This window comes from Solidesulfovibrio sp. DCME (genome assembly GCF_049995385.1).
In the GTDB taxonomy this organism is placed as follows: Bacteria; Desulfobacterota; Desulfovibrionia; order Desulfovibrionales; family Desulfovibrionaceae; genus Solidesulfovibrio.
Map to the genome: position 1 here is coordinate 2,185,481 of NZ_CP188261.1, position 15,519 is coordinate 2,200,999.

Below are 15,519 nucleotides of genomic sequence, written 5' to 3' on the forward strand. Positions count from 1 at the left end.
ATTTGGCGCTATGCGAAACGACGGCGGAAGCGGGGTTTCGCGGGGAGTGAAGAGTCCAAACAACAAGGTCGTATACCTCGTCCAATGTTCCTATGGAAACTATTGCCTACCTAGACGGGAATGATAAACACAAACAGGCCCGTTGTCACGCCCGGACTGGGGCGTATGAAATCAATTCGGGCAATAAGCCTCTTGTTTGTCTCGTTTGCGCCGATCCGTGTCGAATTGTTGCCGGAAGGATGAATTTCGTGGCATGGAAGCCTATCCTGGCACAACCGCGAGGTGCCCCCCCTCGATCCAAGGAGCAAGCCATGTCAGCCCCTCATGCCGCAAGCCTGCCCGCCGCCCATAAGGATTTCCACGACCGCGTCAGCGGCTTCATCCCCGCCGACCGTATTTTCCTGGGGCCGTTCCACACCCTGGCCCTGGGTGACGACGCCAGTTTCTACCGGCTCGTGCCCAAGATCGTGGTCAAGGTCAAAGACGCCCGGGAAGTGGCCTGGCTGTTGCGCGCCGCCTCAGATACCAAGGTGGCCGTCACCTTTCGCACCGCCGGCACGAGCCTCTCGGGCCAGGCCCTGACCGATTCCGTCCTGGTCTACCTGGCCGGCCGGTTTCGCGGCGCCCGCATCCACCCCGGCGCCGGCCACGTGAGCCTGGAACCCGGCGTCATCGGTGCCGAGGCCAACGTCCTGCTGGCGCCCTTCGGCCGCAAGATCGGCCCGGACCCGGCCTCCATCGGCGCCTGCATGATCGGCGGCATCGCCGCCAACAACTCCTCGGGCATGTGTTGCGGCACGGCGGAAAACAGCTACAAGACCGTGGAATCCATGAAACTCGTGTTCGCGGACGGCGACAGCCTGGACACCGCCGACCCCGTCTCGAAAGCCCGCTTCGCCGTGACCCACGCGGCGCTCCTTTCCGAACTGTCGGCCATCCGCGCCGAGATCCTGGCCGACCCGGAACTGGCCGCGCGCATCCGGCGCAAGTTCAAGATCAAGAACACCACCGGCTACGGCATAAACGCCTTCGTCGATTTCGAGGACCCCTTCGACATCCTGCTCCACCTCGTCATCGGCTCCGAGGGCACCCTGGCCTTTATCAGTGAGGTCACCTACCGCACCGTCGTCGAGCATCCCTTCAAGGCCTCGGCGCTGATGTTCTACCCCACCATCGCCGAGGCCTGCCGGGCGACCATGGCCCTTAAAACCGGCACCGTCTCGGCCGTGGAGCTCATGGACCGGGCCTCGTTGCGCAGTGTCGAGGACAAGCCCGGCATGCCGGCTTTCCTGAAGGAGCTTGGCCCGGACGCGGCCGCCATCCTGGTCGAGGTCCGGGGCGCGGACAAGGCGGAGTTGCTTTCCCGCATCGAGGAGGCACTGTCGCGCGTCTCGGGCATCGAGCCGCTGTTTCCCCTCGTGTTCATGGACAAAAAGGACGACTACGAGAAGCTGTGGAACATCCGCCGGGGGCTTTTCACGTCCGTGGGCGGGGCGCGCAAGCCCGGCAGCGCCGTCATCATCGAGGACGTGGTCTTCCCCATCGAGCACCTGGCCGAGGGCACGGTGGAGCTCCAGCGCCTCATGGCCGGCCACGGCTTCCCCGAGGGCATCATTTTCGGCCACGCCCTGGAGGGCAACCTGCATTTCGTCTTCTGCCCGGATTTCGCCGACCCGGTGTCCGTTGCCAACTACGAAAAACTCGTCAACGACGTCACCGCCATGGTCGTCGGCCGCTACGACGGCTCGCTCAAGGGCGAACACGGCACGGGCCGCAACATGGCCCCGTTCGTGGAAATGGAGTGGGGCAAGACCGCCTATGCGCTGATGCGGCGCTTAAAGCGCGCCTTTGATCCGCAAAACCTCCTCAACCCCGGCGTGATCCTCACCGACGACCCGCAAGTGCACATGAAAAACCTGAAGTCGCTGCCGCCGGTGAGCCCGCTCATCGACCCCTGCATCGAGTGCGGCTACTGCGAATCGGTGTGCCCCTCGCGCAACGTCACCACCACCCCCCGCCAGCGCATCACCCTGCAGCGCCACATGGCCCTGGCCGCCGCCAAGGGCGACAAGCCGCAGTACGACCTCGTTCACGATGCCTACGCCTACGGCGGCAACCAGACCTGCGCCGCCGACGGCCTGTGCGCCACGGTTTGCCCGGTCGGCGTGGACACGGGCGTTTTCACCAAGGATTACCGCCACCGCGAGTCCACCGAGCGCGGCCGGGCCATCGGCAAGTGGGTGGCCGACCACTACGGCCTGGTCACGACCCTGTCCCGCCAGGGCCTGCGGCTGTCCCAGGCCGTCCACGGCCTGCTCGGCACCCGGGCCATGACCGCCATGACCCACGGCCTGCGCCGGCTCGCGCCGGGGCTCGTGCCCTATTGGACGCCCTACGCCCCCAAGGGCGCGCCCAAGACCTGCCTGCGCGACACCGTGGCCGGCAAGGGGCGCCAGGTGGTCTATTTCCCGAGCTGCACCACCCGGGCCATGGGCCCCTCGGCCCTGGACCCGGACCAGCGGGGGCTTTACGAGGCGGTCATGTCCGTTCTGGCCAAGGCCGGCTACGACGTCATCTTCCCCGAGGGGATGAAGGAGCTGTGCTGCGGGCTGACGCTCGAATCCAAGGGCATGAAGGACGAGGCCGACCGCAAGGCGGCCGAGCTGGAAGGGGCCCTGCGCCTGGCCAGCGGCGACGGGGCCATCCCCATCCTGTGCGACGCCAGCCCCTGCCTCTACGCCATGCGCTGCAAGATGGAACCCAAGCTCAAGCTCCACGAGCCCGTGGAATTCATCCACGACCACTGCCTGGAATACCTCGACATCACCCCCGTGGACGAGACGGTGGCCCTGCACGTGTCCTGTTCCTCGGTCAAGATGGGGCTTTCGGCCCGGTTCAACGCCCTGGCCCGGGCCTGCGCCCGGGAAGTGGTCGTGCCGCGCGGCATCCACTGCTGCGGCTTCGCCGGCGACCGGGGCTTTTTCTATCCCGAACTCAACGCCGCCGCCCTGGCCGACTTGCGGGGGCAGTTGCCGGGGTCGACCACGGCCGGCTACTGCAACAGCCGCACCTGCGAAATCGGCCTGTCCCACCACTCGGGGGTGCCCTACCAGTCCATCGTCTACCTGGTGGACCGCACCAGCCGCGCCAAGGCGGACTAGGCAAGGGGAGAGGACATGGCCGGGGCGCGGCGAGGAAGGGGTGGGGGAGAGGCCTCCGGCGGCCAGGAGGGGCGAGGCCCCTCCTGGACCTCCCGAAAAGGGGCCCATGGAGAGGGTTTTGTAATAATACGAATTCCCCGGGAGCGGATTGGCAGTAAAAAAAATAAATTATTGAAATAACTACTTTATTCTAGAAATCGGGGAGCCCTTTGCCCGCCGGGGACTTCTCCCCGGCCCTTTTTGCATAACCCCCTGTAGATTTCATCAATTGTTAAGAATGGACGCGATGCCCGGCCGGCGCGGCTTGCGGGGCGCGGCGGCGTGCCCTGCCTCTTGACGCCGTATGGCGCCGGGACAAGAATGCGCGCCGCCCATTGCCGGGCGAGGAGTGATCCCATGCGCCTTCGCGTCTGCCTGCCAACCGTCCTGCTGCTTCTTTTCGCCTGCAACCCCGCCGCCGCCGGCACGCCGCCCGCCGAACCGATCCTGCGCATCGAAACCGGCATGCACACGGCGCTGATTAAACGCATCGCCGTGGATGGCCTGGGCCGCTACCTGGCCACGGCCTCCGACGACAAGACCTGCCGCGTCTGGGACATCAAGACCGGCGAGGAACTGCGCGTCCTGCGCCCGCCCATCGGCCACGACTACGAAGGGCGGCTGTACAGCGTGGCCATGAGCCCCGACGGCCGCTACGTCTTTTGCGCCGGCTGGACCGGCTACGGCTGGGACAAGACCCACAGCGTCTACATCTTCGAGCGCGAGTCCGGCCGGCTGGTCAAGCGCCTGACCGGCCTGCCGAGCGTGGTCAACCACCTCTCCGTCTCCCACGACGGCGACTACCTGGCCGCGGCCATGGGCGAGGAGGGCGTGCGCGTCTGGCGCCTGTCCGACCTGTCCCTGGTCGGCGGCGACAAGGACTACGGCGGCGAAGCCTACGGCGCCGCCTTCGACGGCAAGGGCCACCTGGCCACGGCCTGCTACGACGGCGCGGTGCGCCTGTACAAGGTCAGCGACACGGGCCTGTCGCTTCTGGCCAAAACCCGCGTCCAGGGCGGCACGCGGCCGTTTTCCGTGGCCTTTTCCCCGGACGGCGCCCAGCTCGCCGTGGGCTTTACCGATACCCCGGTGGTCACGGTCCTCGACGGCGAGACGCTGTCGCTGCTTGGCGCGCCCAACCTCGCGGGCGTGGACAACGGCAACATGGCCACGGTCGCCTTCGCCGCCGACGGGTCGCTTCTGGCCGCCGGCCGCTGGGTCACGGACCGGGGCTGCCCGGTGCGCAAGTTCAAGCCGGCCGATTTCGTGGAATACAAGGACCTGGATACCGGCAAGGCCGCCGTGGTCACCCTGTGCCCGCTGCCCGACGGCGGCATCGCCTACGGCACGGTCGCCCCGCGCTGGGGCGTGCTGCGCCCGGACGGCTCCTTCGGCATGACCCGCTCCCCGGCCATCCGCGACTACCGCACCTCGGCCAAGAACTTCCTCGTCGACCGCACCGGCGAAACCATCGCCTACGCCGCCACGCCCAAAAAGGGCTTCTACCGCTTCGCCCTGCCCGGCCGTGACCTGCGCTTAATCGACGCGCCCACGCCCGACCTGGCCGCGCCGCGCACGGTCGCCCCGGGCCTGACCGTCACCGGCTACGAAGGCAGCCGCTCGCCTATGCTGAACGGCCAGCCGCTTAAGCTCAAGGACTTCGAAACGGCCTTTTCCCTGGCCATCGCCCCGGACAACCGGCGGCTGGTGCTCGGTACCTCCTGGAACGTCCGGGCCTACGGCGCGAACGGCCAGCCCCTGTGGCAGACGCCCGCGCCGGATACGGTCTGGGCGGTCAATGTCAGCGGTGACGGGCGCCTGGTCGCCGCGGCCATGGGCGACGGCTCCATCCGCTGGTACCGCATGGAGGACGGCCGCGAGATCCTGTCCTACTTCCCCAACGCCGACGGCCGGCGCTGGGTGCTGTGGACCCCGGCCGGCTACTACGACGCCTCCTCGGGCGGCGAGGACATGATCGGCTGGAATGTCAACAACGGCCCGGAACACGCCGCCGACTTCTTCCCGGCCTCGCGTTTTCGCGACGCCTTCCACCGGCCGGACGTGGTGGACCTGGCCCTGCGCACCCTGGACGAGGACCGGGCCCTGGCCGCGGCCAACGCCGCCCGGGGCGGCGACGTGCGCTCGCCCTCGGTGCTTACGGCCCGTCCGCCCGTGGTGGAAATCCTTTCCCCGGCCCCGGGCGACGCCTTCACCTCGCCCGATATGACCGTCAAATTCGCCGTGCGCAGCCCCGGCGGCGAAGACGTCACCGCCGTGCGCCTGCTCGTCGACGGCGCGCGCGTGGCCGAGGACCATCCGGCCATCGCCGGGCGCGGCTTCGAGCCGAGCGTGCTGCAATCCAAGGTGACGCTGCCCCAGCGCGATGTGGTCCTGTCCGTGGCGGCGGACAACAAGAATGGCCCCTCGGCCCCGGCCACGGTCAAGCTCAAGTGGGCCGGCAAGGCCGCCGCGCCGGCCGCACCGGCGTCGAAGCTCTACGTGCTGGCCATCGGCGCGGGCGACTACGCCGACAAGTCCCTGTCGCTGCAGTTCCCGGCCAAGGACGCCCGGGATTTCGCCGAGGCCATGGCCGCCCAGAAAGGCCGGCTCTACGGCGACGTCACCATCCGGGTGCTCACCGACGGCGCGGCCACCAAGGAAGCCATCCTCGAAGGCCTCGACTGGATCGAGCGCCAGACCACCCAGCACGACGTGGCCATGATTTTCCTGGCCGGCCACGGCGTCAACGACAAAAACGGCGACTACTACTTCCTGCCCACCTCCGTGGACCTGGAAAAACTGCGCGCCACGGGGCTGCCCTTCCTGGAAATCCAGAAAACCATCCGCAACATCGCCGGCAAGACGCTGTTTTTTGTCGACAGCTGCCACAGCGGCTCCATCATGGGCTCGGGCCGGCGCGGCATGGGGGACTTAAACGGCGTCATCAACGAACTGGCCAGCGCCGGAAACGGCGCCGTGGTCTTTGCCGCCTCCACCGGCCGGCAATACTCGCTGGAAAAGCCGGAATGGCAAAACGGCGCCTTCACCAAAGCCCTGGTGGAAGGCGTCAAGGGCCGGGCCGATACGCGCCAGACCGGCCGTGTCACCTTCAAGATGCTCGACCTGTACATCTCCGAGCGCGTCAAGGAACTCACCCACGGCGAGCAAACGCCCACCACCGGCGTGCCCGGCACCGTGGAAGACTTCCCCGTGGCGGCGTATTAGGCTTAGACTTCGGTTTAGGCGCAAGACGGGGGGAAGCCTCCGGCGGTCAGGGGCGTTGCCCCTGAACCCCACCAGGAGGGGCGTTGCCCCTGAACCCCACCAGGAGGGGCGTTGCCCCTGAACCCCACCAGGAGGGGCGTTGCCCCTCCTGGACCACCCCACTGGGGGGCGTGACGCCCCCCAGGCCCCCCCGTTTGGCTGTGGCGGGTGGGAGGGGCTGCGGGCACCGGAAGGGCTTGGCGGGTGCGGTGCGAAGACGCGAGGCCGGAATTGCGCCTTTCGATGCCGTCGCTGCGCCCCTGGCTCGAAAGGCGAAATTCCGGCCTCGCCCAGCCGTCGGCCCTTCGGGCCGAGGTTTTGGATTTTTTGCTTTGGAAGCCTTTTGAAAGGCTCTTGCGTTTGTTGCGCGGTCGTTACCGACGTCGGACGCGCCGGTATTTCTTCCCATGCGGCGCTTCGCCGCTGGCGCCCCTTGGTGGCGGGAATGGGGGCAACGTGCTGGCCGGCTTTGCGGCCTGCGGGTTGCCCCCATTCCCGCCACCAACCGGCCGAGGCCCCGCCGCCCGACAGCTGCGACCGACTTCCCGCCCGCCCCGTCGGGGAGGTCCAGGAGGGGATCATCCCCTCCTGGCCGCCGGAGGCATCTTCGCTTTCCGTCCCTTCTCGTCCGTTTCCCTTCCGCTTCCCCTCTCGCCGTCTCGACCCGCCGCTTGGCTAGGCCATGGCCGCGGTTTCGGCGGCGGCGTATTGGGAGACGAGCTCCTCGAACAGTTCGGCCACGGCCATGATGCGGTCGATGCGCCAGGCGTTTTGGCCGGCGAAGGCGAAGCCGTGTTTGAAGCGGCCTTTCTTGGCGTTGGCCAGGGCCAGGGTGATGCAGTAGGGGGCTTTTTGGTAATCGCAGGTATGGATGCAGCGGTAGGGGCAGCGTTGGGGTGTTTTTTCGCCCAGGGCGGCCTGGTCGAGGAATTCGTTGTGGATGGCGCGTCCGGGCATGCCCACCGGGCTTTTGATGATGGTGACGTCTTTTTCGGTGGCGTCGACGTAGCGTTGTTTGAAGGCCGGGTCGGCGTCGCATTCGTGGGTGGCGACGAAGCGGGTGCCGAGTTGCACGCCGGCCGCACCGAGCTGGATGAAGCGGTGGATATCCTCCCCGGTGTAGACGCCGCCGGCGGCGATGACGGGGATGGGCGCGCCGTTGGGGGCGGTGTAGGGGGCGACGCCCTGGACCACTTCGCCGACGAGTTTTTCCAGGCCGAAGTCGGGGTGGTCGAGCTGTTCGGGCTTGAAGCCCAGGTGGCCGCCGGCCAGGGGGCCTTCGACCACGAAGGCGTCGGGGGTGCGGCCGAAGCGCGAGAGCCATTTCTTGCAGATGATGACCGCCGCCCGGGCCGAGGACACGATGGGCACGAGCTTGGTCTTGGAGCCTTCGGTCAGGTAGGAGGGCAGGTCCAGGGGCAGGCCGGCGCCGGAAAAGATGGCGTCGACGTTCTCCTTGATGGCGGTTCTGACCAGGTCGGCGAAATTGGCCATGGCCACCATGATGTTGACGCCGATGGCGCCGGAGGTGGCGGCGCGGGCCTTGCGGATTTCACCGGCCAGGGCACGGTTATTGGCAACGATGTAGTCGGAGGCGAAGTCCGGTTCGTTCATGCCGATGCCGGCGGCGGAGATGACGCCGAAGCCGCCGGCGGCGGCCACGGCCGAGGCCAGGCCGGACAGGGAGATGCCGACGCCCATGCCACCCTGGATGATGGCCCGGGCGATGGACAGATCGCCGATGGTTAACGTGGGGAACGACAAGGGGACTCCGAAGGCTTGGGTTGGCGGCGGGATTGCCAGTCACCGCGCCGGCCGAGCGTATCCTCCGATCCTGGGCGCGGGGCTTCGATATCCAAAAGGGATCCGACCGTTGGGGCGGATCCCGAAGGGGCGGCCTTGGCGGCGCAGGCGCGTCGTCGCAAAACGCGAAGCTGCAGGCGACGGGACTGCCGGTAGGGAGCATGAAACGCGTTGCGTCGCCGCATGCGGGCCGAGGCATCATGCACACCGGGTCAGCGCCTATGGCATGAATCGGCCGGCCAGGGCAAGGGGCGGCGGGCGGGAAAGTGCATTTCTTTTTCGAGGGCGGGCTTGGTGTGCGGCAAGGCGCGTATGTCCGGTGTCCCGGCCGGATGGTCAAGGCGTGTTATTCGGAAAAATTTCACAATATCCTTCCCCTTGGCGCTGAGGGCGTTGCATCCGTGTCTGTTCGCGTTCCAGAGGCGCCGCGTCGGCCATCTGGCTGCTGCGTCGCCTGGCTTTGCGGTGGCGGCTTGGGGGGATGTGTAATTTTTTCTCACGTTTTGCATTTCTAATTAGTTATTCTTTTTTAGGTGGTTGGAATTTTATGGCTGTGGCTTGGCCACAGCCGCCCCGTGTGAAAAGCCGGACATGGCTGGCGAGGCGGCTGTTGATATGCTATGATATGCCCACTTTTCCTCCTTGACTGGCGTGGGGGAAGGGGCTTATAAGCTTTGCCGCTGTCGTAGCACGGTTTTTCAAAACGATGGCACGCTTCATGTGTGTGCTCTTTGTAAGTTCTTGTCTGATACAAGCAGTCGGCGATCACTGCGGCAAATCTGGCCGCAAATTGTGAAAATACGATCAATATTGACGCTGCAGACAAGATTGTGCATGGTGTTAAAGGTAGATAAGGCCAAGTAGCTTGCTGTCTGTATGCAATGGCACGCATGTTGATTGGTTGTTTGAAATGAGTTTTGAAGAAAGATCGGCCTTCTTTTCTCGCAAAATTCTGAAGTAAGATTGCAGTAGTGTGAATATACTGGTTTCATTTTGCAAAATATGTTTGTTAAAGTTCTGTTAATAGTGTTGTTTGATTTTATGCTTGCTTGTTTTTGCTGTTCGATGCGCCGCCTTGGGTCGGCGCAGGCGTTGGGGCGGTTTGTTGTCTGTTGAACGTTCCTGGAAATACTGCGACGTGCCGGCCGGTACCATGGGGAGTGTGGCGTCTATGAATGAAATGTATCTCGGGCAATACGCTTTCGCGCTCTACGCGCTCATCATCCTGGCCGGAGGCGTCCTCGCCGTGTCCGCCGCCAACCTCGTGCGGGCCATGATCGGCCTCGTCGTCTCCCTGTTCGGCGTGGCCGGCCTCTATCTGCTGCTTTTGGCCGACTTCGTCGCCCTCATGCAGATCCTGATCTATGTCGGCGCCGTCACCGTGCTGATCTTTTTCGCCATCATGCTCACCCGGGCCGCCGATGGCCAGGAGGCCGAAGGGCCGGGTGTCGCCGGCGTCCTGCGCGCCATCCCCGTCTTTCTCGTGCCGGCGGGAATCCTCGTGCCGTTTCTGGCCGTCTACGGCACCGTCGGTTTTCCCACACCCAAAAACGTCAGCCCCGAGCAGCTCGGGGCGGGGCTGCTCGGGCCCTATACCCTGGCCTTCGAGTTGATTTCCGTGGTGCTGTTGGCCGCCATGGCCGGCGCGGTGTTGCTTGCCTTTGAAAAGAGGAGGGCCGGATGATGAGTCCGCTGTTGCTGTATCAGGTTGTGGCCGTGCTGCTGCTGTGCCTGGGGCTGTATGCCCTGGTCGCGCGGCGCACGCTTATCGGCATGCTCATCGGCGTGGAGCTGATGCTCAACGGCGCCGGCCTGTCCATCGTGGCCGCTGCCCAGCTCACGCCCATGGACGCCGTCCTCGGCCAGCTCGGCGCGCTGCTGGTCATGGGGCTCGCCGCCGCCGAGGCCACCCTCGTCTTGGCCATTGTCCTGGTCGTCACCAAACGCTTCGGGGATGCCGCCGCCGACGGCCCCAGCGAACTCAAGGGGTAATCCATGGCCGTCGCCCATACCATTGAAAGCGCCCGGGTGCTCGCACCCCTTGTCATCACCTTCGTGGCGCCCTTTGCCTTGTGGTTTTTGCGCAAGAACCAGGACCTGCGCGAAGGGGTATCGTTCGCCGCCGCGGCCATGGCCTTCGCTTCGGTCATTTCCATGGTCCCGGCCGTGCTCGACGGGGCCGTGTGGACCTACCACCTGGTCACCTTCTTCCCCGGCGTCTCCATCACCTTCGCCGTGGACGGGCTTTCCTGCATCTTCGCCGTGGTGGCCACCTTCCTGTGGTTTTTCGCCACGAGCTACAACATCGGCTACATGCGGTCGCTTAAGGAACACGCCCAGACGCGCTACTACTTCTGCTTCGCCGTGGCCATCTTCGGCGCGGTCGGCGTGGCCTTTTCCGGCACCATCGCCACGCTTTACCTCTTCTACGAGGTCATCACCGTCTTCACCTATCCCCTGGTCGCCCACCACCAGGACGCGGAAGGCTACCACGGCGCGCGTAAGTACCTGGTCTACTTGATGGGCACCTCCAAGCTCTTCCTGCTGCCGGCCATGATCCTCACCTACGTCCAGTGCGGCACCCTGGACTTCAACCTGACCGACATCAGCCACGGCATTTTCCCCCCGGGCGCCGACCCGACCCTGGTGTCCATCACCTACTTCCTGTTCCTGTTCGGCCTGGCCAAAGCGGCCATCATGCCGCTGCACAACTGGCTGCCCTCGGCCATGGTCGCGCCAACGCCCGTCTCGGCCCTGCTGCACGCCGTGGCCGTGGTCAAGGCGGGCGTGTTCTCGGTGTCGCGCGTGATGCTCTCCTGCTTCGGCGTGGACCTGCTGTCCAACCTGGGCCTTGGCCTCATTACCGCCTACCTGGCCGCCTTCACCATCGTCGTGGCCTCGGTCATCGCCCTGACCAAGGAGGACCTCAAGGCCCGGCTGGCCTACTCCACGGTCAGCCAGCTCTCCTACATTATAATAGGCGTGGCCATGCTCACCCCCCTGGCCGTCAAGGGCGGGCTGCTCCACATCGCCCACCACGCCTTTGCCAAGATCACGCTGTTTTTCGCCGCCGGCGCCATCTACGTGGCCACGCACCTGAAAAAGATCCCGCTCATGGACGGCCTTGGGCGCAAGCTGCCGTTCACCTTCGGCGCCTTTGCCGTGGCCTCGCTGTCCATGATCGGCGTGCCGCCGGTGTGCGGTTTTGTCACCAAGTGGTACCTGGCCAACGGGGCGGTCAGCATCCACCAGTACATCCTGCTGCTGGCCCTTCTGGCCTCCACGCTCTTAAACGCCGGCTACTTCGTGCCCGTCATCTACCGGGCCTTTTTCCGGCCGCCGGCCGAGGGCGTGGACCACAGCCATTTCAAGGAAGCCCCCCTGGTCATGGTGGTGCCCTTGTGCCTCACGGCCGTCATCTCCGTGGCCCTGGGCCTTTTTCCGCAAATCTTCGCGTCGTTCGTGGACGCGTTCGGCAAGTTCTAACCGGAAGGCCGGGCCTGTCCGGCGCGTGAACGAACGGCCGCGCCCCGCGCGGCACCGAGGCGGCCCGGGCCGCCCGGCAACGATGGAGGAAGCGATCCATGCGGGAACCGCAACGGCTCGGCGACTGGCTCGACAGAGCCAGGGAAAACGCCAACGGCTGGAAAAAGGCACTGTTTATCGTGCTGGGGATATTCGTGGTATTAAACCTCTTCATTACCCCGCACCATCCCCATTTCACCGGCGAAGGTCTGCCCGGCTTCTGGGAAATCTTCGCCCTGGCCGCGACCATCGTCATGGTCGTGGTGCTCAAAAAAATCGTCTACCCCATTCTTGCCCGTCCGGAGGACGACAATGGCCGGTCTTGATCAGATAGCGGGCATCCACTTCCTGCACCCGTCCATCGGCTTTCTGGCCCTGGCCCTGGTCATGGCCTTTTTGTCCAACGAAACCTACAAGACTTGGCGCTGGCTGCTTTTGGCCCCGCCGGTGGTGGCCATCGCCTCGGTGGTCTGCCTGACGCTTGGCCCCGACGGCGCCAGGCAGCTGGCCGCCATCCCCTACCTCGGCCACACGCTGCTGCTTGGCCGAGTGGACGCCCTGGCCCTTATTTTCGCCAGCGTCTTCGCCATCCAGTCGCTGATCGGCTTCATCTACGCCTTGCACGTGCCCGACCGGGGCCAGCACATGGCCGCCTGCCTGTACGTGGCCGGCGGGTTCGGCTGCGTCTTCGCCGGGGACTACATCACGCTTTTTATCTTCTGGGAGCTCATGAGCATCGGCTCGGTCTTCCTGGTCTGGCTGCGCGGCACGCCGCAGGCCACGGCCGCCGGCTTCCGCTACTTCCTGTTCCACATCTTCGGCGGCCTGTTCCTGCTGGCCGGGCTGCTGCTGCGCTACGCCGCCATCGGCACCTTCGACTTCACCGCCGTGGCCCCGGACGCCGCCCGCTACTTCGACTACATCATCCTCATCGGCTTCCTGGTCAACGCGGCCTTCGTGCCCCTGCACGCCTGGCTGCCCGACGCCTACCCCGAAGCCACGGTCACCGGCGCGGTCTTCATGAGCGCCTTTACCACCAAGACCGCCGTCTACGTCCTGGCCCGCGGCTACGCCGGCTTCGAGGTCCTGGCCATCGGCGGCTGCATCATGTGCCTCTACGGTGTTTTCTACGCGACCATCGAGAATAACGCCCGGCGTATCCTGTCCTACCACATCGTCTCCCAGGTCGGGTACATGGTCTGCGGCATCGGCATCGGCACGGCCATGACCATCGACGGCGCCTGTGCCCACGCCTATGCCCACATCCTCTACAAGGGCCTGCTGTTTATGGGCACGGGCTGCCTGCTCTACGCCGTGGGCACGGCCAAGCTGACGGAACTGGGCGGCCTGGCCTCGCGCCTGCCCCTGGTCATGATCGGCTACATGGTCGGCGCGGTCTCCATCTCGGGCATGCCGCTTTTCAACGGCTTCGTGTCCAAGACCATGACCATCGCCGGCGCGGCCGAGGCCCATCGCACCTGGCTGGCGCTGGGCATGGAGCTGGCCGCCGTGGGCACGTTTTTATCCGTCGGTATCAAGCTCCCGTACTTCGCCTTCTGGGCCAAGCCCAAGAGCACCGTCGAAATAAAGCCCATCCCCTGGAACATGTACGTCGGCATGGGCATCTCCTCGCTGTTGTGCCTGGGCATCGGCCTGTTTCCCCAGACCCTGTACTCCCTGCTGCCCTTTCCCACGGAGTACGAGCCCTATACGCCCTGGCACGTACTCCAGGCCTGCTGCATCCTCGGCTTCACCGGCCTGGGCTTCTACCTCATGCGCAAGGTCATTCCGCCGCACCCCAGCCGCAACCTGGACTTCGACTTCCTGTACCGGCTTGTCGGCCGGGGCTTCGTGAAGGTCGTCTCCTACCCCGTGGCGGCCATCGATAACGTCTGGACGGATGTCTACGAGAAGGTCGGCCTCAAGGCCCTGATTGAAGCCGGGCTCGGCACCAGCGTCTTTGACGGCAAGGTCATCGACGGCGTGCTCGACGGTTCGGCCAGGGGCGTGCGCGAGGTCGGCGGGGCCGGCGTGGCCCGCAGCCAGACCGGGCGGCTCCAGGATTACCTGGCCGCCGCCGTGACCATCGGCCTGGTCATCTTCGCCATCGTCTGGTTTGTCGGTTAACCGCCAAGGCCAACAAGGGAGCTTTGCATGACGACGCACAACGGATTCCCGGTGGTGACGGCCTTGATCGTCCTGCCGCTGGTTGCCGCCGTGGTCCTTTTGGTCCTGCGGCGAAACGAACACACCACGAGGCTCGTGACGCTTGGCGCGGGGATTCTCGAATGCCTGCTGGCCCTGCCGCTGCTGTCCTATTCGCCCACCGGCCCGGCCTTCCAGTTCGTGGAACACGCCCCCTGGCTGCCGGCCCTGGGCATGTCCTATCACCTGGGCGTGGACGGCCTGAGCCTGTACATGATCCTTTTGACCGCCCTGATGCTGCCCTTGTGCGTGCTCGGGTCCTGGACCTACATCAGTAAGCGGGTCACGGAGTTCCACTTCTGCCTGTTGCTGATGACCTCGGCCTGCATCGGCGTCTTCGCTGCCCTGGATTTCGTGCTCTTCTACGTCTTCTGGGAAGCCATGCTCGTGCCGATGTACCTGCTCATCGCCGTGTGGGGCGGTCCCCGGCGGCGCTACGCCTCCATCAAGTTCTTCCTGTATACGCTGGCCGGCTCGACCCTGCTTCTGGCCGCCATCGTCGCCTTCCGCCAGGTCGGCGGCACCTTCGCCATACCGGAGCTGATGGAAAAGACCTATTCCTTCCGCTTCCAGATGTGGGCCTTCCTGGCCATGGCGCTGGCTTTCGCCATCAAGGTGCCCATGTTCCCGTTCCACACCTGGCTGCCGGCCGCCCACGTCGAGGCCCCGGCCGCGGGCAGCGTGCTGCTGGCCGCCATCCTGCTCAAGATGGGCACGTACGGCTTCCTGCGCTTCTGCCTGCCGCTGACCCCGGCCGCCTCGGTGACGGCCGCGCCCATCATGATCGCCATCTCCATCGCCTCCATCCTCTACGGCGGCTGCATCGCCCTGGGCCAGTCGGACATCAAGAAACTGATCGCCTACTCCTCCGTGGGCCACATGGGCTTTGTGACGCTCGGCATCTTCCTGTTCAGCGTCAAGGGCGTCTCCGGGGCCATCCTCCAGATGCTCAACCACGGCATCACCACCGGTGGCCTGTTCATGATGATCGGCCTGCTCTACGAGCGCAGCCACAGCCGGGATATCGCCGACAACCAGGGCCTGGGCAAGTTCATGCCGGCCTTCATGTTCCTGTTCGGCGTCTTCTCCCTCTCCTCCCTGGCCTTCCCCGGCACCAACAGCTTCGTGGGCGAGGTGCTGGTCCTCATCGGCGCCTTTGCCGGCAACACCTGGGTCGGCTTTGCCGCCGTGCCCGGGGCCATGCTGGCCGCCGCCTACATGCTGCGCCTGCTGCAGCGCGTGACCTGGGGCGAGCCCACTTCCTTCAAGAAGGGCTGGTACGACCTGGGTATCCGGGAATGGGCCACGCTCATCCCCTTGGCCCTGCTTGTCTTCTACATCGGCCTGGCCCCGTCCCTGGCCATCAGGACCATCGAGCCGTCCATCGAGCGGGTGCTGTCCGCCATGAACGCGAAAAACGAGGCCATGGGCCTGACGCACGACATGCCGCTCGCCGAGCGTATGGAACTCGGTGCGCCGCTCACCGTGGCCCAATCCGCCGGCCTGGCCCGCTAAGGAGCTT

At 65.5% G+C, this 15,519-nt stretch carries 9 protein-coding genes; 8 read left to right on the plus strand and 1 reads right to left on the minus strand.

Annotation, left to right across the window (positions count from 1 at the left end; all coding sequences use genetic code 11):
- The first annotated feature begins 311 nt into the window (after positions 1–311).
- Positions 312–3,161 (plus strand): FAD-binding and (Fe-S)-binding domain-containing protein, encoded by a 2,850-nt coding sequence (locus ACP59X_RS09335; RefSeq protein WP_428568371.1) that lies wholly within the window; start codon positions 312–314, stop codon positions 3,159–3,161.
- Between the two features lie 396 nt (positions 3,162–3,557).
- Positions 3,558–6,425, plus strand: coding sequence for a caspase family protein (locus ACP59X_RS09340; protein ID WP_428568374.1), 2,868 nt, complete (start codon positions 3,558–3,560; stop codon positions 6,423–6,425).
- 714 nt (positions 6,426–7,139) lie between these two features.
- On the opposite strand, the gene ACP59X_RS09345 is transcribed toward ACP59X_RS09340, so the two are convergent.
- Positions 7,140–8,228, minus strand: a complete 1,089-nt coding sequence (locus tag ACP59X_RS09345; protein ID WP_428568377.1) for an NAD(P)H-dependent flavin oxidoreductase — start codon at positions 8,226–8,228, stop codon at positions 7,140–7,142.
- A 1,210-nt stretch (positions 8,229–9,438) separates the two neighbouring features.
- Here ACP59X_RS09345 and ACP59X_RS09350 point away from each other — a divergent pair.
- The 6 genes from ACP59X_RS09350 (at position 9,439) to ACP59X_RS09375 (ending at position 15,512) form a co-directional block, all read left to right on the plus strand.
- Complete coding sequence (locus tag ACP59X_RS09350) at positions 9,439–9,951, plus strand: NADH-quinone oxidoreductase subunit J family protein (protein ID WP_428568380.1); 513 nt, start codon at positions 9,439–9,441, stop codon at positions 9,949–9,951.
- Positions 9,951–10,259: an NADH-quinone oxidoreductase subunit NuoK gene (gene nuoK / locus ACP59X_RS09355; protein WP_428569840.1), complete on the plus strand. Its 309-nt coding sequence runs from the start codon at positions 9,951–9,953 to the stop codon at positions 10,257–10,259. Before ACP59X_RS09350 ends, nuoK begins: the two co-directional genes overlap by 1 nt.
- A gap of 3 nt (positions 10,260–10,262) precedes the next feature.
- Positions 10,263–11,753, plus strand: a complete 1,491-nt coding sequence (locus ACP59X_RS09360) for a monovalent cation/H+ antiporter subunit D family protein (RefSeq protein WP_428568383.1) — start codon at positions 10,263–10,265, stop codon at positions 11,751–11,753.
- A gap of 98 nt (positions 11,754–11,851) precedes the next feature.
- The gene (locus ACP59X_RS09365; RefSeq protein ID WP_428568386.1) at positions 11,852–12,118 is read left to right on the plus strand and encodes a hypothetical protein; all 267 of its coding nucleotides are present in this window, start codon (positions 11,852–11,854) and stop codon (positions 12,116–12,118) included.
- Complete coding sequence (locus tag ACP59X_RS09370) at positions 12,105–13,919, plus strand: Na(+)/H(+) antiporter subunit D (RefSeq protein WP_428568388.1); 1,815 nt, start codon at positions 12,105–12,107, stop codon at positions 13,917–13,919. The genes ACP59X_RS09365 and ACP59X_RS09370 overlap by 14 nt, the downstream gene beginning before the upstream one ends.
- A gap of 27 nt (positions 13,920–13,946) precedes the next feature.
- A complete protein-coding gene (locus ACP59X_RS09375; RefSeq protein ID WP_428568393.1) occupies positions 13,947–15,512 on the plus strand; it encodes a complex I subunit 4 family protein in 1,566 nt (521 codons plus the stop codon).
- The last annotated feature ends 7 nt before the right edge of the window (positions 15,513–15,519 follow it).